This window comes from Methylacidimicrobium sp. B4, assembly GCF_017310545.1.
GTDB lineage: Bacteria > Verrucomicrobiota > Verrucomicrobiia > Methylacidiphilales > Methylacidiphilaceae > Methylacidimicrobium.
Genome location: NZ_CP066203.1, coordinates 1,664,293 through 1,687,366, shown reverse-complemented (window position 1 = coordinate 1,687,366; position 23,074 = coordinate 1,664,293). Strand labels below are relative to the sequence as shown.

Here is a 23,074-nt window from a genome sequence, read left to right as displayed (position 1 = left end):
CGAAAAGCACCCGGAGGGGGATAAGCGGCGCAGCCTTCCGGTCGGGTGGGGCGGAGAAAAGGAGCGCCGGAACCTGAAAAAGCCCGACGGTGAGCAGGACAAGAGCAAGGTGAAAAGAAGGAAGAGGGTACATGGCGATGAATCGAAGGGACCTTAGAAGAAGAGCCGGGTTCTTGACAACCCCGGGTTCGGGGAAGATTCCGCTCCCCCACTTCTCCCTTTTTCACCGGCCGCCCAGCTTGCCGTCGAGCGCCCAGTTGACCATCGCTACGTTGACTACCGGATCACCAAAGAGTCCCAGCCAGGGCTTGCTCGTATACCGAGCCAGGATCGGAAGCAGCTCCTCGTGCGATCTTTTCCGCTCTCGAGCGACGCGGGGGAGCTGGAGAAGCGCATTGGCGAGGCTGATGTGCGGATCGAGGCCGCTCGCGGAAGCGGTGACCGCATCCGCAGGAATCCTCTGGTCGGGGGAGAGAAGGTTTTCCTTCCGGTAATCCGCTACGCTCCGAGATACCGCATCGATAAGCCCTTTCGAGGTCGGCCCCAAGTTCCGACCGCCGGAAGCGGCAGCATCGTAGCCCGCCACGCCCGCCGCCGAGGGGCGAGGATGGAAATACTGCGGGCCTCGGAAGTTCTGCCCCAGCAGGGCGGAGCCCAAGACGGTCCCATCCGAAGAGCGAACGAGACTCCCCGTCGCCTGGAAAGGGAAGAGGAACTGGCCGACCCAATAGACGGCCAAGGGATAGATCCCGCACAAGGTCGCCAAGAGCACGCCTGTGAGGACGAGGGAGATCCGGATGCGTGACAAAAGACCCTTCATCGGGAGCCTCCCTATTTCCAGGGCAAGAGACTGAGCAGCAGATCGATCCCCTTGATCCCCACGAAGGGGGCCGCCAAGCCGCCGAGACCATATATCAACGCATTGCGCACGAGCAGGGCCTGGGCCGTCAGGCCGCGGAGGCGAATGCCCTTCAGGGCGAGCGGGATCAGCGCCACGATGACCAGGGCGTTGAAGATCACCGCACTGATGATTGCGCTTTCCGGGCTCCGCAGCTTCATGATGTTCAGGGGCGCGATTGCCGGAAAGGTTCCCATCAGCATCGCCGGGATGATCGCAAAGTATTTTGCCACGTCATTGGCCACGCTAAAGGTGGTCAGCGCTCCGCGGGTGACGAGGAGCTGCTTGCCGATCTCGACCACTTCGATGAGCTTGGTGGGATTGCTGTCGAGGTCGACCATGTTGCCCGCCTCCCGGGCGGCCTGCGTTCCCGTGTTCATGGCCACCCCCACATCGGCCTGGGCGAGTGCTGGCGCGTCGTTGGTACCGTCCCCGGTCATCGCTACCAGGTGCCCACCCTCCTGCTCGCGCCGAATGCGGGCGAGCTTCGCCTCAGGCGTCGCCTGCGCCAGGAAATCGTCGACCCCCGCCTCCATCGCAATCGCCGCGGCGGTCTGGGGATTGTCGCCGGTGATCATGATCGTCCGGATGCCCATCTGGCGCAGCCGCGCGAACCGCTGCTTGATCCCCCCTTTGACTACGTCCTTGAGATGGATGACGCCTAACGCCTCCTTCCCCTCGGCGACCACCAGGGGTGTCCCGCCATCCCGAGCGATCCGATCGACCGCTTGCTGAACTGACGCGGGCAACGCCCCCCCCTGCTTGCGCAGAAAGGCCTCGATCGCATCACCGGATCCCTTGCGGATCATCCGAGCCGGAGCGCCGTCACTCTCGGGAAAGTCGACTCCGCTCATCCGGGTCTGCGCCGAAAACGGAACGAACCGGGCCTGGTTCTCCAACACCTCCCGGCCCCGCAGCCCGTGCTGCTGCTTGGCCAGGATCACGATCGAGCGGCCTTCGGGCGTCTCGTCGGCGAGGGAAGCCAGCTGCGCTGCGTCGACGAGCCGTAGCCGATCGACTCCCGCCGCGGGAACGAATTCGGTCGCCATCCGGTTTCCGAGCGTGATCGTGCCGGTCTTGTCGAGAAGAAGCACGTCGATGTCCCCGGCCGCCTCGACTGCGCGGCCGCTGGTCGCCATCACGTTGTGCTGCACCAGCCGATCGATTCCCGCGATCCCGATCGCACTGAGGAGGCCCCCGATTGTCGTCGGGATCAGGCAGACGACCAACGCGGCCAGCGTCGGGATCGAGACGGGAGCATGGAGATAGTGCAAGAAGGGGACCAGGGTGAGGATGACCAAGAGGAAGAGGAAGGTGAGCGCCGCCAGGAGGATGCCCAGGGCGATCTCGTTGGGCGTCTTCTGCCGCTTGGCCCCTTCGACGAGCTGAATCATCCGATCCAAGAAGGTCTGTCCCGGGTCGCTCGTGATCTGCACCACGATCCGGTCACTGATCACCTTGGTTCCGCCCGTCACCGCACTCCGATCACCACCGCTCTCCCGGACGACAGGTGCCGACTCTCCCGTGACGGCCGATTCGTCGACGGTCGCCGCGCCTTCGATCACCTCGCCATCGGCGGGGATGAGATCGCCTGCGACACAAATCACCAGATCTCCCTTCCGCAGCTCGCTCGCCGAGACGCTCTCTTCCCTCCCCTCCCGGCGTCTCCGGGCCATCGTGATCGTCCTCGCTTGCCGCAGGCTGTCCGCCTGGGCTTTCCCCCGGCTCTCCGCAATCGCTTCGGCAAAGGTGGCAAAGAAGACTGTGAACCAGAGCCAGAGCGAGATCTGGACGGTGAAGAGCTTCGACTCCGGGGAAAGGAAGATTTCGAGGGTGCTCACGATCGCCCCGATCTCGGTGACGAAGATGACCGGATTGCGCCAGAGGACGAAAGGATTGGCTTTGAGGATCGCCCCGCGCAGAGAGAAGGCCAAGAGCTGCGGGTCGGCAAAGCTGAACTGCTTGGGTTTCATCGTCTTTTCCCTTAAAAGGTCTGGCCCGCATGGAGCAGGAAGTGCTCGAGGATCGGCCCCAGCGCAAGGACGGGGAAAAAGTTGAGCGCCCCCACGATGAAGACTGTCGCCAGCAGCAGGAGGATGAAGAGCCCGCCTGAGACCGGAAAGGCCGCTTGGCTCGCCGCCACGGTCTTCTGGGCAGCCAAGAGTCCGGCTAGCCCCAGGACCGGCACGAGCATCAGGTAGCGCCCGGCGAGCATGGCGATCCCGAGGGTCGTATTGTACCATGGGGTGTTCCCCGAAAGGCCCGCAAAGGCGCTCCCGTTGTTCCCCGTGGTCGAGCTGAACGCGTAGAGGACCTCGCTCAATCCGTGGGGGCCTGCGTTGGCGATTCCCGCCCAGCCCCAGGGGCTTGCGATCGCCCAGGCGCTCAACCCGAGGATCGAGAGGGTCAGCGCGAGAATGCTCAGGGCGGCCCTCTTGACCTCGCTCGCTCCAATCTTCTTCCCCAAATACTCCGGAGTCCGCCCGATCATGAGCCCGAAGAGAAAGACTCCGAGGACCACAAAGACGAGCATCCCATAGAGCCCCGATCCGACTCCGCCAAAGACGACCTCGCCCAATTCCATGTTGAACAGGGGGACCAGGCCTCCCAGGGGCATATAGGAGTCATGCAGCGAGTTGACCGCTCCGCAGGAGGTGGCCGTCGTCGCGACGGCAAAAAGTGCCGAATCGAGGATCCCGAAGCGGCTCTCCTTTCCTTCGCGGTTGCCTTCGGAGGGAGAGAGCCCGAGCTCCACCAGAAGCGGGTTGCCTCCCGCTTCCGCATGCCAGCAAACCAGGATGCCTCCGAGAAAAAGGATCGCCATCACCCCCCAGACCGCCCATCCGTGGGAGCGGCGGCCTACGGCGAGCCCAAGGTAGACCGCCAGCGCCCCGGGAATGCAGAGCACCGCGAAGATTTCGAGCAAGTTCGACAGCGGGGTCGGGTTTTCGAAGGGATGCGCCGAGTTGGCATTCGTGTATCCTCCCCCATTGGTGCCCAGCTGCTTGATCGCTTCCTGGGAGGCGATCGGACCCGCAACGATCTCCTGCCTTTCGATCCGGCGCTCCTTCCCATCGGCGCCCATGACCGAGACCGGCTCGACGAGCTGCGCCTGGGCATAGGGGGCAAAGTTTTGTGGAACCCCTTGGGAGACGAGAAGGATCGCCATCCCGAACGCAAGAGGGAGAAGCAGGTAGTAGGTGGTCCGGACCAGATCGACCCAGAAGTTGCCGATCGTCCTTGCCCCGGTCCGGGTGAGCGCACGGAGGAAGGCTGCGGCAATGGCGATCCCTGTGGCTGCGGAGGTGAAGTTGTGCGAGGCAAGCCCCACCATCTGGGAGAAGTAGGAGAGAGTCGATTCCCCGGCATAGTTCTGCCAGTTGGTGTTGGTGGTGAAGCTCACGGCCGTATTGAAGGCCAAGTCGGGCGAAAGCGGGCCGAATCCCTTGGGATTGAGCGGGAGCCACTGCTGGATCCGCAGGATGAGATAGGTAAGCAAGAGGCCCACCAGGTTGAAGACCAGCAGCGAGGCGAGGTAGCCCTTCCAGCTCTCCTCCTTCCGGGGATCGACCCCGCAAAGCCGGTAGGTCCACCGCTCGAGCGGTCGCAAGACCGGGTCGAGCCAGGTCTTGCCGTTCGGATCGAGCACCGCTCGCAGATAGAGGGCCAAAGCCCAGCTGATGAGTGCCAGGAGCGCAAAAAACAGCCCGACGGCAAGCCAGAAGGAGGTGGTCATTTCCGAAAGACTTTAGAACTTCTCGGGCCAGATCATGGCTGCGAAAAGATAGGCCAGAAGGCCCACGCAGACGATGCCTAGAAAAGCGAGCATCCCTTCCTCGCTAGATTCGGTCGCACCACTCCCCGTAGGCCATCGCCAGCGCGAAGAAGATGAGCGTCCCGGCTATGTAAAACACGTCCGCCATTCCTGCTCTCCAGAGGCTATCCCAGCCCGGCCGGCCTGTAGACTCAAAAGCACTCGGCCAGGGATCAAAAAACCATAAACGGCCCGGCCCCGAGGGTCCCGAGTCACCCCATTTCCCCCACTCCCGCCCTTCCTCCCCCCGCCGCACCTCTCCCCATCCGCGAGTCGGCGATGGCGAGCAGACCATCCACCTGGGACTCGATCTCCGCGGCCACCTTGGGATTGAGCTTCCGAAGCCACCCCTTCGGGATCCCCTCGACCGTGTAATGCGCTCCGGCCAACATCCCCGCAAGGGCTCCCGTCGAATCCGCGTCTCCTCCACGGTTGACCGTCGCGATCAGGCAAGAGGAGAAAGAATCGGTCCCAAAGAAGGTGAAGAAGACCGTCTGCAGCGTATCGACCACATAGCCCGAGGCGCTGACGGGATAGGGATCGAAGGCGAAGACCGGATGGCGGGCGATCAGCCGCTCGGCCGCCGCTCGCGCCTCGGCCATCCCTCCTCCGGCCAGCAGGCTCCGAACCATCTCCCCGAGGGTAACGGTTCCCGCGTCCGAAAAAGGGTGGTTGTGGGTGAAATGGCACTGCTCAACCGTCGGGCGCCGAAACGCTTCCTCGTCCCCCAGCGTCGCCAGAACGACCGGAAGATTCCGCAGGCAAGCGCCGTTGCCCCCATCCCAGCGGCTTCGCTCCGCCGCCAGGGAGCCGTCGGTCAGATAGCGACGAATGCCCCGCAGGCAGGTGGCACCGATGTCGACAGGCCGGGAACGATACCAGCGGACGAGCTCCTCCGCCATCGCGGGAAGAGCGAAGCCTCCGCACCGGAGAATCGCCCGGCCCAGGGCCAGGCACATCTCCGTGTCGTCGGTAATCTGTCCCGGCTTGAGCCCGAGCCACCCGCCGCCAATCATCCGCCGGTGGATTCCGTACCGCTCCGCGATCTCCTGCGCCGAGAGAAACTCGACCGTCGCACCCAGGGCATCGCCGACCGCAAACCCGAGATAGGCTCCGAGCGCCCGCGCTCTCCGCTCCTCCCGCGAAACCCCAGTCATGGCCGCTCGATCTCGGCCACGAAGGCTCCCCCAATGACCAGATGCTCCGCCTCGCTCTGCAGGGCATGATGGGGAAGCAGCTCCCGAAAGAAGAGCAATTTGACCAACGGCACCCGCGCGGTGAGAATCCAGCCCCCGAACTGCTCGGCCACCTCCCGCTCGGCGGTAAAGGAAACGAGGTTGTTGAGCAGGACGAGGGCCTGTCCTTTCCCGTAGCGCTCCAGGATCTGGTTCTCCTCGAATCCCTCGACGCCCCGATAGAGGGTCCGGTAGCGCTCCCTCCTCGCCTCCGACCGATCGAGCGACCACTGGGCAAACTCGTAGAGGAGGTCGAGCTGCATCTGGATCGCATTGTTGTGAAAGCGGCTCGACATCTTTTCCTCCACGTAGCGGATCCACGCGGGCGAGGAGAACCGCTCGATCGGGCTCTTGTGGAACGTCGGAAAGAGCCCGAAGCGGCTTTCCACCCATCCTTTGAGCACAGCACCTTCCGGGCCATTCGAATCAAAAGCCCAACCTTCGAGAAGCCGCTGGTAGCTCGCCCGGTATCGTCGCCGGCTATCCGGGCCGCAGCGCATCCTCTGCTCCTCGTTGAGCCCAAAGAGGACGTCCATATAGTCCTCGAAGATTTTCGTCGCTTCCGCCGCGTCTCCTGCTTCCCCGAGCTTCGCGAAAAGTCCCGGGTTCATCTCGCGCACGCCATGGATCGAGAGTCGGACCGGGTGCTCGTTGAAGGCGGGGCTCGCCAGCAGGGCCGAAGGAATTCCCACGAGGTTGGTCGCGTGGCCGAGCGCGGCAACCGTTCGGCTGGGAGAAGCTCCGCTGGTGGTGGACAGAGTAGCGAAGTATAGCCTCCCCGCCCCTCCGGTCCACAAGAGCCTTTGCGAGGGTGCTCCCTTTGCCTGGGAATAGGACCGCGTCCGTCCGCATTCCCGCCTCGCCGATGGTCCGCCAGTGGGCTCGCCGGGACTCGAACCCGGATGGGTTGCCCCACTAGATCCTAAGTCTAGCGCGTCTACCGTTTCGCCACGAGCCCAGGGTGACAGCGAGCGTAGCGTTCCCGCACCCGCCTGTCGAGGCGGGGCTCGCCGGAGCGGCCGTTCTCTGGTAATGAGAAATGGATCGTGACGAGGGCGAAGAAATCGCGCCAACGAAAGGGAGAGGAGACCGAGCAGGAGGCCTCCGGCCGGGAGGCGTTGCCAGAAGAGGCCTCCTCCCCGGCTTCCGCGACCGGGCAGGAGCCCCGGCTCTGGGTCGTCGGGACCCCGATCGGGAACCTCGAGGACATCACCCTGCGCGCGTTGCGAATCCTGCGGGAAGCCGACCTGGTCGCGGCCGAGGATACCCGGAGGACGGGCCAGCTCTTGCGCCATTATGAGCTCCATAAGCCGCTCGTGAGCTACCACCGCTTCAACGAAGCCCAGCGGCTCGCGGGACTCATGGCGGCCCTGCGCGAAGGCAAGAAGGTGGCGCTCGTCAGCGACGCGGGGATGCCGGGCATCTCCGATCCGGGAGAGCGGCTTCTGAGGACATGCACGGAAGAGGGAATCCGGGTCGAGGTGGTCCCGGGGCCCTCCGCGGTATTGACCGCCCTGTTGGCTTCGGGATTTTCGACCACTCCCTTTTACTTCGGAGGGTTTTTCCCGGTCAAAGGGGGAGCGCGGAAGAGGGAGTGGGAAGCGGCGGAGGCGCGCGCTTGCACCTCCGTCTACTTCGAGTCCCCGCACCGGCTCCGCCGCTCCCTCCAGGACGCGGCCGCGCTGGGAGATCGGAGAATCTGCCTGGCCCGGGAACTGACCAAGAAGTTCGAAGAGGTGCTCCGGGGGAGTGCTCAAGCTCTGCTCCTGGAGTTTCAGCGCCGGGAACCGCGGGGGGAGTTCTGCGTGGTGGTGGAAGGCTTGGACGAGGCCGAGGCCGGCCGCGGAAGGAGGAGCGGTTCCTCTGATCCCGCGCTTTTCAGGCCGACCCAGGTAGTGTAGAAGGAAGGAACGGTGCCGAAGTTCTGGCTTCTTCTCTGGCTTGGGCTGCTCGGGCTCCCGGCGTCCGGGGTAGCCGGGGAGGTGCGTCGAGCCTACGAGATGCAGCCGGGTGGGGAATATCTCGCGCCCGACCCTCGAGTCAAGGTGGGGAAGATCTGGAACTTCCTCAACGCTCCCGCCAAGAAAGGAAAGCAGCTCGGCAACCAGAGCATGGTCTTCGAGAGGACCTATTGGAATTGGGGCGCCATCACCCCCGAGGAGATGGCCGTGCGACAGGGGGAGATCTACATCTTCAACTGGAAGAACGGGGGAAGGAGCCGGGATCTTCTGGCCCGCTTCGAATACCGCCAGACGCGAACGCGCGAGGCCGTCTGGTCGCAGGTCGACTTCGTTCGAGGGGCCCACGGCACCCTCCGGTCGGTCTTCATGGTCACCGGAGACGACTTCACGCAGCATGGGCGGATCTACGCATGGCGCTTTACGCTGGTCGACGGAAACCGGATCCTCGCTCAGGCCAAGTCCTTTATCTGGTAAGCCATGTTTTCCTACGCCCTGTTCTTTTCGGCAACCGGCCAGGCCAACCCTCGCGTCGTCCCGGAAGCGATCAGCCTCTTCGAGATTGTCCACCGAGGAGGCCTGGTCATGTGGCCCATTCTCCTCTGCAGCATTCTGGCCGCCGGAGTCTTCCTGGAACGGATGCTCTTCTACCGAAAGGCGGAGTGCAACGTAGACTCTTTCCTGACGGGCCTGGGCAACCTGCTGCGCAAGGGGAGATACGACGAAGCGCTGCTCCGCTGCCAGGAGACACCCGCACGGGCGGCCGAGATCGCCCGCCAAGCCATTCTCCGGAGGGACTATCCGCCGACGGAGCTGCGAGAGATGACGCGGGAGGCGGCCCAGCTCGCCCTGCCCCCGCTCGAGGCGCACTTGGCTATCCTGGCAACGATCAGCTACATCACCCCGCTTCTTGGCCTCTTGGGGACGATCACCGGCATGATCGAAGCGTTTCTGGCCATGAATCGGGCCTCGGGCTCGGTCTCCGTGAGCGACTTGGCCTCCGGCATCTGGGTGGCCCTGGTCAGCGCCGCGGCGGGAATCGCGGTAGCCATTCCCACCTCGATCGCCTACAATTACCTTCTAACGCGCCTTACGGCGATCGCGCAGGACATCGATCGAGTAGCCATTGAGGTCTTGCATGCCCTCGCCGATGGCAAGAGATCCAACCGTGCCGCCCCCTTCCCCGACGAGATTGCAGCCTCGCTTGGCGCTGCTCCGCGGGACGACTGACCTCGTCCCCCTGGTCACCGTCCTCTTCCTGCTGCTGCTCTTCTTCCTCCTCGGCTCCTCGTTTGTCACCCAGCCGGGGTTCGTGGTCGAACTGCCCAAAAGCTCCCTCGGAGTGCGGCTGCCTTCCGAGGGCTGGATCGTCTCGGTCACCTTGACCCCTGAGACCAAAGGAAACGGCGGCCGAAAGCCGCTGATCTTCTGCCACGACGAGCTGCTCGACCTGCCGGGCTTCCGCAAGCTCCTCGAGGAATCGAGCCGCGGCCGCCCTCCGCAAACCCTGGTGATTCGCGCCGACAAAGAGGCTCCCGCCGGCCTTCTGGTCGAGATCATGAACATCGCCCTCACCCAAAAATGGTCGGTTCTACTGGCCACTCAGCCCGAGGGGGAGCAACCAGGAGGGCCGTGACCTCGGCAGAGAGAAGCCAACCCCCCGTCGGAGAGCTCCGGCTGCGATTGGTCCTGACCTGCGCGGCTGCCGCCCTCGCCCATCTCTTTGTCCTGATCTATTGCGATGTCACCTACGTGCCCCCTCTCCTGGAACCCACTCCGACCAGCCATGTCTATCTCTTTTCGCCCTCCGACCCGAACCCCACCTTCACCCACAACGTCAGCCTCTGGCTCGATCTGGCTGACCCGAGCCGTCTGATCCGACCTCGTCACGCGCTCCTCGCCGCTCCGAGGCCAGTTCCCTTGCAACCGCTCCCCGCCGATCGGGAGAAGGGGGATGAGCTGGCCGCCTCTCCCAGCGATCCGCAACTCTTTCCCGAGGGAGCCGCAGACACGCGGAGCACGTTCTGGCTCCCGCTCCCCCCCGTTCCCTCTCCCGCAAATGCGGACCTGCAGGCCACGGTGCCATCCGAAAGCGTCGCGGAGCTCGACGAGGCGCTCTCCCGTCGTCTCCGCAGCTGGTGGAAGCCCCCGACCGTCTCCGTCCAGCTGCTTTCGGAGACAGGCCCTACCGTTGTTCGCCTGGCGGTCGATGCGCAGGGCTTCCCCTGCGTTGTCCTGCTCCAGGAAAGCTGCGGGGAGCGAAAGGTCGACGAGATCGCCCTTCGGGAGATCCAGCGGCTCCGGTTCCTGCCCGATTCCGACGCCCCCCTGACCTGGGGCCGCGCCAAGGTGTTCTGGCATTTTCGGGAGCAGGGCACGCCATGATGCGGATCACGATGCCGGAGGCCTTCCTCCTCTATGTCGCCGTTCCTCTTGCGGTCCTTCTTTGGGTATGGTTGTCTTTTAGCGCAAGGAGAGGCGCTTGGCGGCGTTCGGCCCGGATCAGGGTCGTTTGCCGGTTCTGCGGGGAGAAGATCACGATTCCGCCGAATCGCCAGGAGTTCCGTTGCCCGTCCTGCTCGGCGGAGCAACGAGTGATCGCCAATGAGGAGAAAGGGGCAATCTGATCATGGGAATGTGGATTGGAAAGAATCGAAAGGCACGGGTGTGCTATGGCTTTGACGAGATTTCGCTCGTCCCGGGAAGAATCACGATCAATCCCGATGAGGTGGATACGAGCTTTACGATCCCCAATCCCTCGGGCGAGCCGATCCGGCTCAAGATCCCGATCCTGGCCAGCGCCATGGACGGGGTAACCGACGTACCGTTCTGCGTGGAGATGGCCCGCCAAGGGGGCTTGGGCATCATCAACCTTGAAGGGGTGCAGACCCGCTACGACGACCCGAAGGCGGTCATCCAGGAGATCATCTCGGCAGACCAGAGCAAGGTCACCGAGCTCCTCCAGAAGATCTACTCGGCTCCGATCCGGGAGCATCTGATCGGGAAGCGGATCGAGGAGATCAAGGCCCAAGGGGTGCCGGCCGCTGTCTCGGCGATCCCGCAAAAGGCCCAGGCCTTTGGCGCCATCGCCCAGGAGGCGGGAGTCGATCTCTTCGTCGTCCAGTCGACGGTCAGCACCGCCAAGCACATCTCCCGTCAATACGCCTCCCTCGACCTTGCCGCCTTCTGCCGCCAGATGAAGGCTCCGGTCATCATCGGAAATGCGGTCACCTACGACGTCGTCCTCGACCTGATGGAATGCGGGGTCAGCGGCGTCCTGATCGGAGTCGGGCCGGGCGCCGCCTGTACCTCGCGCGGGGTGCTCGGGCTCGGGGTACCTCAAGTCACGGCGACCGTCGACTGCGCGGCGGCACGCGATACCTATTACAAGAAGACCGGGCGCTACGTCCCGATCATTACCGACGGCGGCATGCGCCGCGGGGGAGATCTCTGCAAGGCGATCGCCTGCGGCGGGGACGCCGTGATGATCGGATCGGCCTTCGCCCGGGCCGAAGAGTCCCCGGGTCAAGGAAGTCATTGGGGGATGGCCACACCCCATGCGAACCTTCCCCGCGGAACGCGCATTCAGATGGGGATCAGCGGCCCCTTGCGGCAGATCCTCTTCGGGCCCGCAACGGTCGACGATGGCTCGCAGAACCTGGTCGGCGCCCTCATGACCTCGATGGGCAATGTCGGAGCCGCCACGATTGCGGCATTCCAAGAGACCGAGGTGATCATCGCCCCGAGCATCCAGTCGGAAGGAAAGCTCTTTCAGATGGTGCAGTCGGTCGGGATGGGCAGCCGCTAAGGTAATGGCGCATCCGCCCAGCGATCGGGAAAGAACGCGCGAAGAAGCAGAGCCGAGCGTGCGGAAGACGGACGATGGCGAGGCCGAAAGCCGGATCGTCGTCCTCGACTTTGGCTCGCAGTACACTCAGCTCATCGCCCGCCGCATCCGGGAGCTCGGGGTCTTCTCGGAGATCGTCTCCCCGGAGAGCCCTGCCAGCGAGCTGGCTCGTGCCCATGTGCGGGGGCTCGTCCTCTCCGGGGGACCTTCGAGCGTCGCCCAGGAAGGAGCGCCCCTGCCCGATCCGGCGATCTTCACCCTGGGGGTTCCGGTGCTCGGCATCTGCTACGGGCTCCAAGCCATGGCGCAGCTCCTGGGCGGAGAAGTCGAACGGGCCAAGTCCGGCGAGTACGGGCGGGCGATCCTCGAATGGCAGGAGGCTTCCCCCCTCTCCGCCGAGCTTCCCAACCATTCGACGGTCTGGAACAGCCACGGAGACCGAGTTTCTCGGCTGCCCGAGGGGTTCCGCGTGCTCGCGCGGACTCAGGAGGAGCCCCACGCGGCGATCGCCGACCCGAAGCGGCGGCTCTACGGGCTCCAGTTCCACCCGGAGGTGACCCACACCGATCTGGGGAAGGAGATTCTCGCCAACTTTCTCTTCCGGGTCTGCCATGCTCCGGCCACCTGGAAGCTCTCGTCGTTCCTGGAACGAAGCTGTGCCGAAATCCGGGCGCAGGTGGGGAGCGAGCAGGTGATCCTCGGCTTGAGCGGGGGAGTCGACTCGAGCGTCACCGCAGCCCTGCTCCATCGGGCGATCGGAGACCGGCTCCACTGTCTCTTCGTCGATAACGGGCTCTTGCGCCAGGGCGAGGCCGAGACCGTGCGCCACCTCTTCGGCGAGGAGATGGGCTTTGCCCTCCATGTCATTGATGCGGCTCCGCGCTTTCTTGCCAAGCTCCGGGGAGTCGCCGATCCCGAGCGGAAGCGGAAGATCATCGGGAGAGAGTTTATCCAGGTCTTCGAGGAAGCCGCCCAAAAACTCGGGCCGGTCCGCTACCTCGCCCAGGGCACCCTCTATCCCGACTGCATCGAAAGCGCTGCCGCGGGCCACGGCAGGCCCGCCGTGATCAAGAGCCACCATAACGTCGGCGGGCTGCCCAAGCGGATGAAGATGCGCCTGGTCGAGCCCTTGCGCCTCCTCTTCAAGGATGAGGTCCGGGAGCTCGGCGCGCTTTTGGACCTCCCCCGGGAGATCCTCTACCGCCACCCCTTTCCCGGCCCCGGCCTGGCCGTCCGCTGCCTGGCCCCGATCACCCCGGAGAACCTCGCCCTGCTCCGCTCCGCCGATGCAATCGTCATCGAGGAGATCCGGCGAGCCGGCCTCTACGAGGAGGTCTGGCAGGCCTTCGCCGTCCTTCTCCCGGCCCGCAGCGTGGGCGTCATGGGGGATGCTCGGACCTACGAGCTCACCGCCGCCGTCCGCGCGGTGCAGAGCGTCGACGGCATGACCGCCGACTGGGCCCGGCTCCCTTCCGAGGTGCTCTCCCGGATCTCCAACCGGATCATCCAGGAAGTCCGTGGGATCAACCGGGTCGTCTACGACATCTCCTCCAAGCCCCCCGCAACGATCGAGTGGGAGTGAGCCCTCGAAGCGATCCACGGGCGGATCCAGCTTGCCAAAAGGATGGCCAGAGGCTTTCGCAGCTTCCGGCGCCTGAGAATTGCCGCGTTCCTCAAAGCGGGAGCGCGGTGGCTCGATCTTCCCGCTCTACCCACTTGAAAGAGCGAAGAGGCCGCTCTATCTTTTGCATTATTGTACAAAGCCATATACTATATATGGTTAATTTCAGTTCGTGAAAAGTGTTGCCTTGCGAAGCTCGACTCTTGCGTTGACGGATACAACCATATTTCCCACATGGCTATGTCCGTTTAGAATAAATTAACTCGTGCCATGCCCCGGCTCGTCTCCGCCCCCTTCTTTAGCGCACATCCGGTCTTCGACCGCGCGGAGTATGCGACTGCGGTAGGCCGGGATCCGAGTGACAAGGTCGTCACCGCGATGCTTGCCCAGCACCTTCAAGCCGGCAACATCAAGCGGCTCGCGCGTGGCGTCTTCGCATCTGTTCCCAGACACGCCGATGCCCGAAAGTGGTCAGTCGATCGGTTCTTGGCAGCCTCCCGACTGCGCCGAGGGGGTGTCATCGCCTATCACTCAGCGCTAGAGCTGCATGGCTTTGCCTACACGGAGGGGTATGAGGTCCAGGTGATCGCGCCCGGGGAGCCAGGCGTGCTTGAAGCCGCCGGCTTCTCGTGCCGCTTCATCCGGCCGCGGCGCGGCTTTACCCGACAAGACGGAGAATTGCAGGACGGCGTGATGGTGGTTGACCGGATGGGGCTCGATGTTCGCGTCACGACGGTCGAGCGCACGATCGCGGATCTCTTCGACCGCTACGAACTCGCCGGCGGGAGGGAGGAGCTGTTCAACTCTCTCGACCTCGTCGCACGGATTGATGCTGCAGCGCTCGTCCGCTACATGCGCACAATCGGTAACGCTGCGGCAGCCGGGGCGCTCGGCTATTGGCTGGAGCGTCACCAGAGCCGGCTCGGCGTGCCCGAGACGGCGCTCAACGCGTTACACGCGATGGCGCCGCGTCAGGCTCGGTATACCTTGGGCGCCAAGCCAGGAGAGGGGAGGACGGCCAAGGGCTGGAACGTCATCCTACCCCTCGACGTCGTGGAACGCCCGTTCGAGGGGTTGTGATGGCAGCGCCTTCGGTTCAAATGCTTCAGCGGATTGCTGAGGATACGGGCCATCAGGCCGGGACGCTCGAAAAGGTATTCCGGCTCCTTGATCTCCTGCGGGAGGTAGCGAGCGACGCCATCTTGAGTGAACGGTTCGCTCTCAAGGGCGGCACGGCGCTCAATCTCTTTCATCTCAGCCTCGACCGACTCTCGGTTGATATCGACCTCAACTATGTTGGCGCACTTGAGCGGTCGGCGATGGAAGCTGAGCGGCCAGAGGTCGAAGCTGCTCTGAACCGCCTCCTCGCCTCGCAAGGCTATTTCGTTCGGCGCCAGCCTGACGAACATGCAGGCGGCAAGTGGCTTCTGCGCTTTGCGTCCGCTTTGGGCGGTAATGCCGCGCTCGAGCTCGATGTGAACTACATGGCGCGCCAGCCGCTCTTTGGGGCCACTCGCATGCCCTCCACCGCTCTTGGCGACATGCGAGCAGAACGGGTGCTGATCCTCGACCTCCATGAGATCGTCGCCGGCAAGCTTGTTGCACTCTTCGACCGGCACGCAGCACGCGATCTTTTTGACGCACGCCGCATCCTGTCGCTCGATGGCCTCGACTGGAAGAAGATCAAGGCCGCCATGCTCGCTTTTGGCGCCTGCGGGCGCCGAGACTGGCGAACAGTGTCCATCGATTCCATCAAAGGTGATCCGCGCGAGTTTCGGCAAAAGCTTACGATTTGTCTGCCGCGCGGCTATTTTGCCAACCGGCGTGCGATTGACAGTTGGGTTGAGGAAAGCGTCGCGCTCTGCCGAAAGAAATTTGCCTTCCTTCTCGACTTGACGCCGGCCGAGCGGGAGTTCCTCGACTGCGTACTCGACCGTGGGGAGGTCAATACCGATCTACTGGATCTTGAACCCGAGATCCGGGCTCGCATCGGCGCCATGCCGATGCTTGCCTGGAAGTGCCAGAACGTGCGGAAGCATCGGGGACTCGACGGTTGAAAGCCCAGCTTGTTGGACAATGACGAAACTTCGTCGCGCCTTGAGGGAGTCTCGACCTCGACTGGCACAAGCGTGGACACATTTTCGGGCTCCCCGCTGAATTGTGTGCGTAAGCTGAGCGGATTTTCCGGGCTCCTCGCTGAATTGAGTGGGTAAGGGGGGAGCGGATTTCGGTTAAGGGATGGCAAGAAGCGGGGTTCTTGCCATCCGTCTTCGACGGATTTTTGGGGAGAGAGGAAGCCGTCAAGGACACTTCGACTTCGTCGATCCTCCTTGACGGCGGATTGCCAGACCGGGCTGCCTGGTTGATGCTTGCGGGATGGATGCGAACAAGCTTTTTGCTGCGGCGCTGCAACTGGGTTCGGAATGGAAGGTGAGCCGGAGTGAGCTCTCCGCGAAGGAGCACACTCTGAAGATCTGGCTCGATTTTCAGCAAGGTCATCGGTTTCCCTGTCCGGAATGTCGAAGAGCTTCCCCCGTACACGATACGGTGGAGAAGCGGTGGAGGCACATGAACTTCTGGCAGTACCGGACCGAGTTGATCGCTCGGGTTCCTCGGATCGACTGTCCGGAGCATGGAGTTCGGCTGGTGGAGGTTCCTTGGGCCAGGGCGGGGAGCGGGTTTACTCTCATGATGGAGGCGGTCATTTTGATGCTTTCCCGGGAGATGTCGGTTTCCGCGATGGCGGAGATGCTCAAGGAGCAAGATACCCGGCTCTGGCGGGTCTTGGGGCACTACGTGGAAAAGGCCTACCGACGCGAGGACTGGAGCGAGGTCAAGAAGATCCTGGTGGATGAGACCAGTAGCAAGCGGGGCCACCGTTACGTGACGGTCGTTACCGATGCGGAGAGCCGGAAGCTGCTCTTCCTGGCCGAGGGGAGAGGAAAGGAGGCTCTGGAGGCCTTCGCCAAGGAGATGAAGGAACATAATGCCGATCCGGGGCAGATCGAAGCGATCTGCATGGATATGAGCCCCTCCTACATCTCTGGAGCCCGGGAGTTTTTTCCGAAGGCGGAGAGGATTTTCGATCATTTCCATGTCATGCAGATGGCGGGAGAGGCGGTCGACCAGGTGCGCAAGGAGTTCGGGCGTCAAGGGTTGCTGCCGAAAGGAAGCCTCTGGGCGCTCCGAGGTAACGAATGGACGCGAAGCGAGGAGCAGAAGGGTCTGCGGAGTTTCCTTTGCGCCGCCTATCCTCGATTGGGAAGAGCCATTGGGTTGCGGGAGGCTCTCCAAGAGATCCTCTCCCAGGAGGATCCCCAAGAGCTCCGCTGGTGGTTCCGGTGGGCTGATCGCAGTCGGCTTGCCCCCTTCCGAAGACTCTCCAAAACCATCAAAGAGCATCTGGGGGGAATCATCGCCTTTCTCCAGAGCCGGATCACCAACGGAACCATCGAAGCGATCAACGGGCTGATCCAGCTGGCCAAAAGGATGGCCAGAGGCTTTCGGAGCTTCCGCTACCTAAGAATTGCCGCGTTCCTCAAAGCCGGAAAGCTGCGGCTCGATCTTCCCGCTCTACCCACTTGAAACAGCGAAGAGGCATTTTCCGTTAAGGGATGGCAAGAAGGGGGGTTCTTGCCATCCGTCTTTGACGGATTTCTGGGAAGAGAGAGGGCCGGACGCCATCAAGGACACTCCGACTTCGTCGATCGTCCTCGACGGCGGATTGCCCGGCCGGGCTACCTGGTTATTGCTTGCGGGATGAACGAAAACTAGCTTTTCGCCGCGGTGCTGCCATTGGGTTCGGAGTGAAAAGTGAGGCCGAGTGAACTTTCCGCGAACGAGCATGCTCTTCAGGCCTGGCTAGCGTTTTGAACAAGGCCATTAGTTCCCCTGTCCGGAATGTCAAAGACCTTCCCCATACACGACGCGGGGGAGAAGCTGTGGAGGCGCGTAGCCTGCTAGCAGTACCGGGCGGAGCAAATCACTCGGGTTGCTCGGGTAGCTTGGCCGGCGCATGGCGTTCGGCGAGTGGAGGCCGGAGAGGCGGTCGATCTGATGCGCAAGGAGATCCAAGCCAACGAAACCACGCGAAGCGGGGATCGGAAAGGCATACGCCGTTCCCTTTGCGTCTCCGGTCTTCGCTGCCAAGCAGCCATTGGGTTACGGGAGGCCCTCCCAGAGATCCTCTCCCAGGAGGATCCCCAAGAGCTCCGCCGGCGGTTCCAGTGGGAGGATCGCCGTCGGCTTGCCCCCTTCCGAAGGCTCTCCAAAACCATCTAAGAGCATCTGAGGGGAATCATCGCCTTTCTCCAGAGCCGGATCACCAAGGAAACCATCGAAGCGATCCACGGGCTTATCCAGCTAGCCAAGAGGATGGCCAGAGGCTTTCGCAGCTTCCGCTACCGGAGAATGGCCGCCTTCCTCAAAGCCGGAAAGTTGCGGCTCGATCTTCCCGCTCTACGCACTTGAAACAGCGGAGAGATTCTTTTACTCGTGGTTTCCAGCATTGAATTCGTTGCCTTCGCAGCCCTTGGCTCGACGGGAACGATGATGCTTAAGATCAGCTGGCCGGAAATGTCCCGCTAAACTCTGCCCATGCTATCCGATGACGTTGCGACGGAATCCGACAACTTTGCACATCCGATGCTTCAGGCCATTGTTGCTGATATTCATCAATCCCGCGCCCTCGCCACCCTGCGCGATGAGCTGCTGCCCAAGCTTATTTCCGACGAACTGCGGGTGAAGGATGCAGAGGGATTTCTGAGGGAACGTGCGCTATGAGCAGTAGGATCACCCACATTGGCTTCGCCGACGAATCCAATTGGAAAACTGGTCGCTTTCGCAGCCTTGGCCTGATAAGCACGTCCGCCTGTTTTGTCGATGCGCTCGACACCGAGCTTCGGGAGCTGCTTGAAAAGTCGCAGCTTACTGAGTTCAAGTGGAATAAGTTAGCAGGAGCGAAGGAGCGCTTCGCTGCCAATAGGCTCTGTGCATTCGCCGTCAAAGAAGCGTCCGCTCATCACCTTCGCATTGATGTGCTTGTTTGGGATACCGAAGACAGCCGGCATACTATACTGAGGCGAGACGACATCGCCAATCTTGAGCGGATGTATTACCACCTTTTCTGCAACGTCTTGAGAAAGCGATGGCCGAATGATGCAGTCTGGAGACTGCATCCCGACGAGCACACCGAGCTAGACTGGGGAACGCTGCAAGACTGTCTTGCGGCGCAAAGCACCCGGGTTAAGATAGATGATTCGCTTTTTGCTGGCGGGCCGTTCCCCATCAGATTGCGCCGCGATTTTGGCATTGAAGTCATACAGTCGGTGCATTCGGAAGCTAATCCGGTCCTTCAGCTTGCCGACCTGTTCGCGGGTTTGGCCGTGTTCTCTCGTAACAAATATGAGAAATACGAACAGTGGCGCGCGAATCAATCACCGCAGGCGCGGTTATTTGACAGTGCCGAGGAGCAAGTCAGCATGTCGCAGAGCGAGAGGGCACGGTTCCAGGTGTTGAAGGAGTTTGATGAGCTGTGCAAGGGCAGTAAATTGGGCGTCAGTTTGAAGAGCACACAAGGACTTCGGACTCGCGACCCAAAGAACCCGATCAACTTCTGGATGTACGAACCGCAGCATCCAGAAGACAAGGCTCCGCAAAAGGGAAAACGGGCTCCCCGCTGAATTGAGCCGGTAAGGGGAGCGGATTTTCCGTTAGGGGACGGCAAGAGGCAGGGTTCTTGCCATCTATCTTCGAAGGATTTTTGGGGAGAGAGGAGCCCGGAGCTCATCAGGGCACTTCGACTTCGCCGATCGGCCTCGACGGCCGGACCGGGCAGCTTGCTTGATGCTTGCGAGATAGACCTCAAGAAGCGTTTGGAGGCGGCCGTGCCACCGGGTTAGGAAGCGAAGAGGAGCCGGAATGACCTTCCCCCGGAGGACAATGCTCTGAAGATCTCGGTAGGCTTTTCAGCAAGGTCATCGGTTCCCCTATCCGGATTGCCCAAGACCTTCCCCTGTATGCACGACACGGGAGTGAAGCGGTGGAGGCGCGTAGCCTGCTAGCAGAGCCGGACGGAGTGAATCGCTTGGGTTCCTCGGGCCGCCTGCCTGGAGCATCGGGCTCGGCGAGTGGAGGCGGGAGGGGCGGTCGATCCGATGCGCAGGGAGATCCAAGTCAACGAAACCACGCGAAGCGGGGAATGGCAAGGGATACGCCGTCCCCTTTGCCTCTCCGGTCTTTGCTGCCAAGCAGCCATTGGGTTGCGGGAGGCTCGGCACGCAATGCTCTCCCAGGGGGATCCCCAAGAGCTCGGGTGGTGGTTCCCGTAGGGAGATGGCGGAGAGCTTGGCTCCTTCCGGAGATGCTCCAAGACAATCACAAGAATACCTGCGGGGGAATCAGGCGCCTTTCTCCAGAGTCGGATCACTGGCGGCACCATCGAAACGATCCACGGCCAGATCCAACGGTTCACAAGGATGGCCAGCGGCTTTGGCAGCTTCCGCTTACCGAGAATTGCTGCGTTGCTTTCCGCGCCTCGACAGTGCTCTGGAACAGCTCCTTCTCATACCCCGAAATGCATGATTTCCGCTGCTCGTCTCGCGCCTTGACCGTGGTTGCTCGAGATATGCCATAGGCCTTGAGTTGCACCCGAAATGTGGCTACTACGTAGTTCCAATCGACAGGCACCTCGAGCGGCGACCGGATGAGGGGAAGTCAGAGCGGGCCCATGGCGATGGGGTTGGAAAGGGACAATGAGGCTTCCGTACCGCTGTTTCGGTGTGGGCTAGCATGAGCACCGAGGATAGCGGGCTTTCGGGAGAATCGGATCTCGGGAACTCTCTTTTTGCGAGGGAGCAGGAGTTCGTTCATTTCTTCCAATCCGCAACGGGTTTCCCCCCATACCGATGGCAAATTTGCGTTGCTCTCAGAAAAGAAGGACTCCCAGAGATACTGCCGGTCCCAACCGGATTGGGAAAGACCGAAGGAAGCGTACTCGCGTGGGCGTGGCGCCGCTCCGTGGCTGGGGATTGCGAACCGCTTCATCTCATTTATTGCCTTCCGATGCGGAGCCTCGTCCGGCAAACGACCACGCGACTCGAAGGATATTTTAAGAAGCTGCAAGGACAGAACGGATGGTGCGATATTCCCGTCTATCAGCTCATCGGTGGGGAAGCCGACGACACTTGGACTTCGATGCCGGATCGTTCCTGGGTGCTTGTGGGTACGCAGGACATGCTTTTGTCCCGCGCATTGAACCGAGGTTATGGGGTGAGCCGCTTTGATTGGCCTGTGCACTTCGGCCTTCTCAATCAGGATTGCCGTTGGATCATCGACGAGGTGCAGCTCATGGGGCCTGGTCTCTGGACTACGGCTCAACTGGATTGGATGCGGCAAAAGCGCTTCCCCTCATCAAAGCCCTGTCTAAAGCCCTGTCGGACAACCTGGATGAGCGCAACGATGGGCCAGGAGTTCCTCCAAACGACTGACCGAAAGCGCGATGGCTGCGATAAAGTCGAGGCTTTTCATCTAGACTTCGACGACGCGAGCGAGGAGTTCAAGCGGCGTCGGTCGGCCTGCCGGAAGACCGAAATCCACAAGCCAAAGCAAGGCGGTAACGCCAAAAGCGTTCCAGAGCAGATCGCTTTGGAAGCACGAGACAAGCACGTACCTGGTACGCTGACGCTCATCGTCTGCAACACAGTAGAGACGGCGCAAAGGGTCTTTCAGAAGCTGGAAGTGTGCAAAACGATGAAGAAGATTCTCATCACGTCGCGCTTTCGGGCATGCGATCGTCGTTGCCACGAGCAGGCGTTGCTGGACTTTGAAGCCCGACGGAGCGCTTGTTCAGCCGGTCGCGTCGAAGATCATTTAGGGCTAATCTGCGTGAGCACGCAGGTCGTCGAAGCAGGCCTCGATATCTCGGCCCATCGTCTATGGACCGAACACGCCCCCTGGGCTCCGCTAATCCAGCGTCTTGGCCGTCTCAATCGTGACGGCAAGGACAATGAAGCTTGCGCGGTTGTTTGGAAGCTGACACCGGAAAAGAAGTTCAAGAACGAAGAGTGGGTCGGACCTTATCGGAAGGCGGACCTGGATCGGGCATGGTCGCTGCTTGAGGAGTTCGCGCCGCGATCGCAGGCGAGGGGGAAGAAGGCGTGCGAAGCGCTCGAAGAACTTGAGCGGGATGCTCCCGAGGCGATCAAGAAAGCGATTGCGATTCCGCCTGAACCCTGCCCGCGGGCTTTCGACATGCATGCCCTGTTCTCGACAGAGCCAGATCCGTACGGGGGCTTCACGGATGTGAGCCGGTTCGTGCGCGGCACGGATCCCGACGCTGACGTGACCGTGTTTTGGCGAGACTGGGATGATCGGGGGCCACAGTCGGGTGGCGACCTTGATGGCCCGCCGCTTGATCTCAATGCTGAGACTTGCCCGGTCGCGCACTGGTCATTGCAGAAATTCCTCAAGACCGCGGATGAAGAGGCCTGGCTTTGGAACGATGAGGAGGAGTCGTGGTCACCCGTTCGTCCGCAGAACATAAAACCGGGCATGATTGTGATGCTCCGGGGCAATCTCGGTGGCTACAGCCGGGAGCTTGGGTGGACGGGTGAACCCGAGCACCGGCTGAGCGACTTGCCACAGCCGGGTCCTGGGCGCGCCTTGCGTGAGGACCGGCGCGCGGAAGCAGGCTACTGGTCAAGCTTACCATCGCACCACGCCGATGCACGGCGCGAAGCCGAAAACCTATGCGATGGGCTTCATCTGGAAGGCCCGATTCGAAAAGCCGTTGTCGAAGCCACAGGGAATCATGACCTTGGCAAGGCGCACCCGGATTGGCAAGGAGCAGTACCCAAGGGCGGCCCACTTGACCACGATGCAGTGGCGAAGTTTCCGACCGTCTTGCGCGTCAAGGCTTCCAAGGATGATGTGAGCACCGTGCGAGGCGCGGTGGAGGCGAAGCTTCAGGGAGCCGAGGCCTTACCCGACGAACTCCTGGACGATGAGAGCGGCATTTGCCTCTGCTGGGCTCTTGCTAGCAAGTCTTACGACGTCCTTGCAAGCATTCGAGCCCTGCCGGGCGTCCGCCGTGCGGGATACCGTGCTTTTCGTCCGGGCCCAGAAGGTACTGGGATGCGACACGAGGCCGCGTCTGCCCTCGCCCTGTGGCACCAATACCGGATCTCGAACCCAGCACCTTATCCCGCCCTGAGTGTCTATCTCGCCGCAGCACACCACGGCAAGGTTCGCACCGTCCTGAGATCTCTTTCGGGCAAGGGCGACGACGTATTTGGAGTCGATCGAAAGCGCAAAGCACTCGAATACGATGGCCGGGAGTGGCCAATGGACTTTTCGATAGCTTTTGACGGCGCGGCGGGCGAATGGACCGACGAGGGCTTTGAGATGATCGGCCCTGGATGGACCGGCATCGTCGCCGACCTGCTTGGCCCGTGGCGCGGCGAAGCGGACGCAGCTTGGACTGGATCCGTTCCCAAGGACGAACCACGTGCGTTCGGTCCTTTCGCGCTCGCGTGGCTCGAGGCGCTCGTTCGCGTTGCCGACTGGCGTGCGAGCAAGCGCGCATCTCAGATCATTCGGCCGGGAGATGGCGGATGAGCACAAACCGACTGGTCTTACCGGCTATTGCCCTTCCGGGGCTGCGCCCAACCAGCCTTGGTGGCTATCTTGCTGCGCTTGGATTG

At 62.3% G+C, this 23,074-nt stretch carries 21 protein-coding genes, 1 tRNA gene and 1 pseudogene; 15 read left to right on the top strand and 8 right to left on the bottom strand.

The features are described 5' to 3' along the window. Positions 1–223: 223 nt before the first annotated feature. From kdpC to MacB4_RS07995, 7 genes are all read right to left on the bottom strand, one after another. Entirely contained in the window at positions 224–820 is a 597-nt protein-coding gene (kdpC, locus tag MacB4_RS08025; protein ID WP_206863343.1) for a K(+)-transporting ATPase subunit C, read from the bottom strand. Positions 821–831: 11 nt separating this feature from the next. Beyond that, entirely contained in the window at positions 832–2,871 is a 2,040-nt protein-coding gene (kdpB, locus tag MacB4_RS08020) for a potassium-transporting ATPase subunit KdpB (RefSeq protein ID WP_206863342.1), read from the bottom strand. An 11-nt stretch (positions 2,872–2,882) separates the two neighbouring features. Continuing rightward, positions 2,883–4,634 (bottom strand): potassium-transporting ATPase subunit KdpA, encoded by a 1,752-nt coding sequence (gene kdpA / locus MacB4_RS08015; RefSeq protein ID WP_206863341.1) that lies wholly within the window; start codon positions 4,632–4,634, stop codon positions 2,883–2,885. A gap of 12 nt (positions 4,635–4,646) precedes the next feature. Then, on the bottom strand, positions 4,647–4,727 hold the full coding sequence (kdpF, locus tag MacB4_RS11390; RefSeq protein ID WP_206864998.1) for a K(+)-transporting ATPase subunit F: 81 nt from the start codon (positions 4,725–4,727) through the stop codon (positions 4,647–4,649). 197 nt (positions 4,728–4,924) lie between these two features. After that, entirely contained in the window at positions 4,925–5,869 is a 945-nt protein-coding gene (gene draG, locus MacB4_RS08005) for an ADP-ribosyl-[dinitrogen reductase] hydrolase (protein WP_206863340.1), read from the bottom strand. Next, positions 5,866–6,639 carry an NAD(+)--dinitrogen-reductase ADP-D-ribosyltransferase gene (locus MacB4_RS08000; protein WP_242529191.1) on the bottom strand — a complete coding sequence of 258 codons (774 nt, stop codon included), beginning with the start codon at positions 6,637–6,639 and terminating at the stop codon, positions 5,866–5,868. The genes draG and MacB4_RS08000 overlap by 4 nt, the downstream gene beginning before the upstream one ends. Positions 6,640–6,824: 185 nt before the next feature. Continuing rightward, positions 6,825–6,905: transfer RNA gene (locus tag MacB4_RS07995), tRNA-Leu, on the bottom strand. An 88-nt stretch (positions 6,906–6,993) separates the two neighbouring features. Between MacB4_RS07995 and rsmI the strand changes: the two genes are divergently transcribed. From rsmI to MacB4_RS07940, 11 genes are all read left to right on the top strand, one after another. Next, positions 6,994–7,848 (top strand): 16S rRNA (cytidine(1402)-2'-O)-methyltransferase, encoded by an 855-nt coding sequence (rsmI, locus tag MacB4_RS07990; RefSeq protein WP_242529190.1) that lies wholly within the window; start codon positions 6,994–6,996, stop codon positions 7,846–7,848. 12 nt (positions 7,849–7,860) lie between these two features. Then, on the top strand, positions 7,861–8,382 hold the full coding sequence (locus MacB4_RS07985) for a hypothetical protein (protein ID WP_242529189.1): 522 nt from the start codon (positions 7,861–7,863) through the stop codon (positions 8,380–8,382). 3 nt (positions 8,383–8,385) lie between these two features. After that, positions 8,386–9,135 carry a MotA/TolQ/ExbB proton channel family protein gene (locus MacB4_RS07980; RefSeq protein ID WP_206863339.1) on the top strand — a complete coding sequence of 250 codons (750 nt, stop codon included), beginning with the start codon at positions 8,386–8,388 and terminating at the stop codon, positions 9,133–9,135. Further along, positions 9,098–9,541 carry a biopolymer transporter ExbD gene (locus tag MacB4_RS07975; protein ID WP_206863338.1) on the top strand — a complete coding sequence of 148 codons (444 nt, stop codon included), beginning with the start codon at positions 9,098–9,100 and terminating at the stop codon, positions 9,539–9,541. Before MacB4_RS07980 ends, MacB4_RS07975 begins: the two co-directional genes overlap by 38 nt. Beyond that, positions 9,538–10,290, top strand: a complete 753-nt coding sequence (locus MacB4_RS07970) for a hypothetical protein (RefSeq protein ID WP_206863337.1) — start codon at positions 9,538–9,540, stop codon at positions 10,288–10,290. The genes MacB4_RS07975 and MacB4_RS07970 overlap by 4 nt, the downstream gene beginning before the upstream one ends. 244 nt (positions 10,291–10,534) lie before the next feature. Next, positions 10,535–11,713, top strand: coding sequence for a GuaB3 family IMP dehydrogenase-related protein (locus MacB4_RS07965; RefSeq protein ID WP_206863336.1), 1,179 nt, complete (start codon positions 10,535–10,537; stop codon positions 11,711–11,713). A 4-nt stretch (positions 11,714–11,717) separates the two neighbouring features. After that, positions 11,718–13,334: a glutamine-hydrolyzing GMP synthase gene (gene guaA / locus MacB4_RS07960; RefSeq protein WP_206863335.1), complete on the top strand. Its 1,617-nt coding sequence runs from the start codon at positions 11,718–11,720 to the stop codon at positions 13,332–13,334. A 12-nt stretch (positions 13,335–13,346) separates the two neighbouring features. Next, complete coding sequence (locus MacB4_RS11330; RefSeq protein ID WP_255551672.1) at positions 13,347–13,472, top strand: transposase; 126 nt, start codon at positions 13,347–13,349, stop codon at positions 13,470–13,472. 171 nt (positions 13,473–13,643) lie between these two features. Next, positions 13,644–14,453 carry a hypothetical protein gene (locus MacB4_RS07950; protein ID WP_206863334.1) on the top strand — a complete coding sequence of 270 codons (810 nt, stop codon included), beginning with the start codon at positions 13,644–13,646 and terminating at the stop codon, positions 14,451–14,453. Beyond that, the gene (locus MacB4_RS07945; RefSeq protein WP_206863333.1) at positions 14,453–15,430 is read left to right on the top strand and encodes a nucleotidyl transferase AbiEii/AbiGii toxin family protein; all 978 of its coding nucleotides are present in this window, start codon (positions 14,453–14,455) and stop codon (positions 15,428–15,430) included. Before MacB4_RS07950 ends, MacB4_RS07945 begins: the two co-directional genes overlap by 1 nt. A gap of 319 nt (positions 15,431–15,749) precedes the next feature. Next, positions 15,750–16,958, top strand: a complete 1,209-nt coding sequence (locus MacB4_RS07940) for an ISL3 family transposase (RefSeq protein ID WP_206863332.1) — start codon at positions 15,750–15,752, stop codon at positions 16,956–16,958. A gap of 576 nt (positions 16,959–17,534) precedes the next feature. On the opposite strand, the gene MacB4_RS11325 is transcribed toward MacB4_RS07940, so the two are convergent. Next, complete coding sequence (locus MacB4_RS11325) at positions 17,535–17,660, bottom strand: hypothetical protein (RefSeq protein ID WP_255551653.1); 126 nt, start codon at positions 17,658–17,660, stop codon at positions 17,535–17,537. On the opposite strand from MacB4_RS11325, the pseudogene MacB4_RS11385 reads away from it, so the two are divergent. The 4 genes and pseudogenes from MacB4_RS11385 to MacB4_RS07920 form a co-directional block, all read left to right on the top strand. Continuing rightward, positions 17,661–17,726: pseudogene (locus MacB4_RS11385) on the top strand (hypothetical protein); the annotation flags it as partial. A gap of 243 nt (positions 17,727–17,969) precedes the next feature. Beyond that, the gene (locus tag MacB4_RS07930; RefSeq protein ID WP_206865045.1) at positions 17,970–18,155 is read left to right on the top strand and encodes a hypothetical protein; all 186 of its coding nucleotides are present in this window, start codon (positions 17,970–17,972) and stop codon (positions 18,153–18,155) included. Beyond that, positions 18,152–19,054, top strand: coding sequence for a DUF3800 domain-containing protein (locus tag MacB4_RS07925; protein ID WP_206863331.1), 903 nt, complete (start codon positions 18,152–18,154; stop codon positions 19,052–19,054). The genes MacB4_RS07930 and MacB4_RS07925 overlap by 4 nt, the downstream gene beginning before the upstream one ends. A gap of 1,108 nt (positions 19,055–20,162) precedes the next feature. Further along, positions 20,163–22,988, top strand: coding sequence for a DEAD/DEAH box helicase (locus tag MacB4_RS07920; RefSeq protein ID WP_206863330.1), 2,826 nt, complete (start codon positions 20,163–20,165; stop codon positions 22,986–22,988). Positions 22,989–23,074 lie beyond the last annotated feature (86 nt).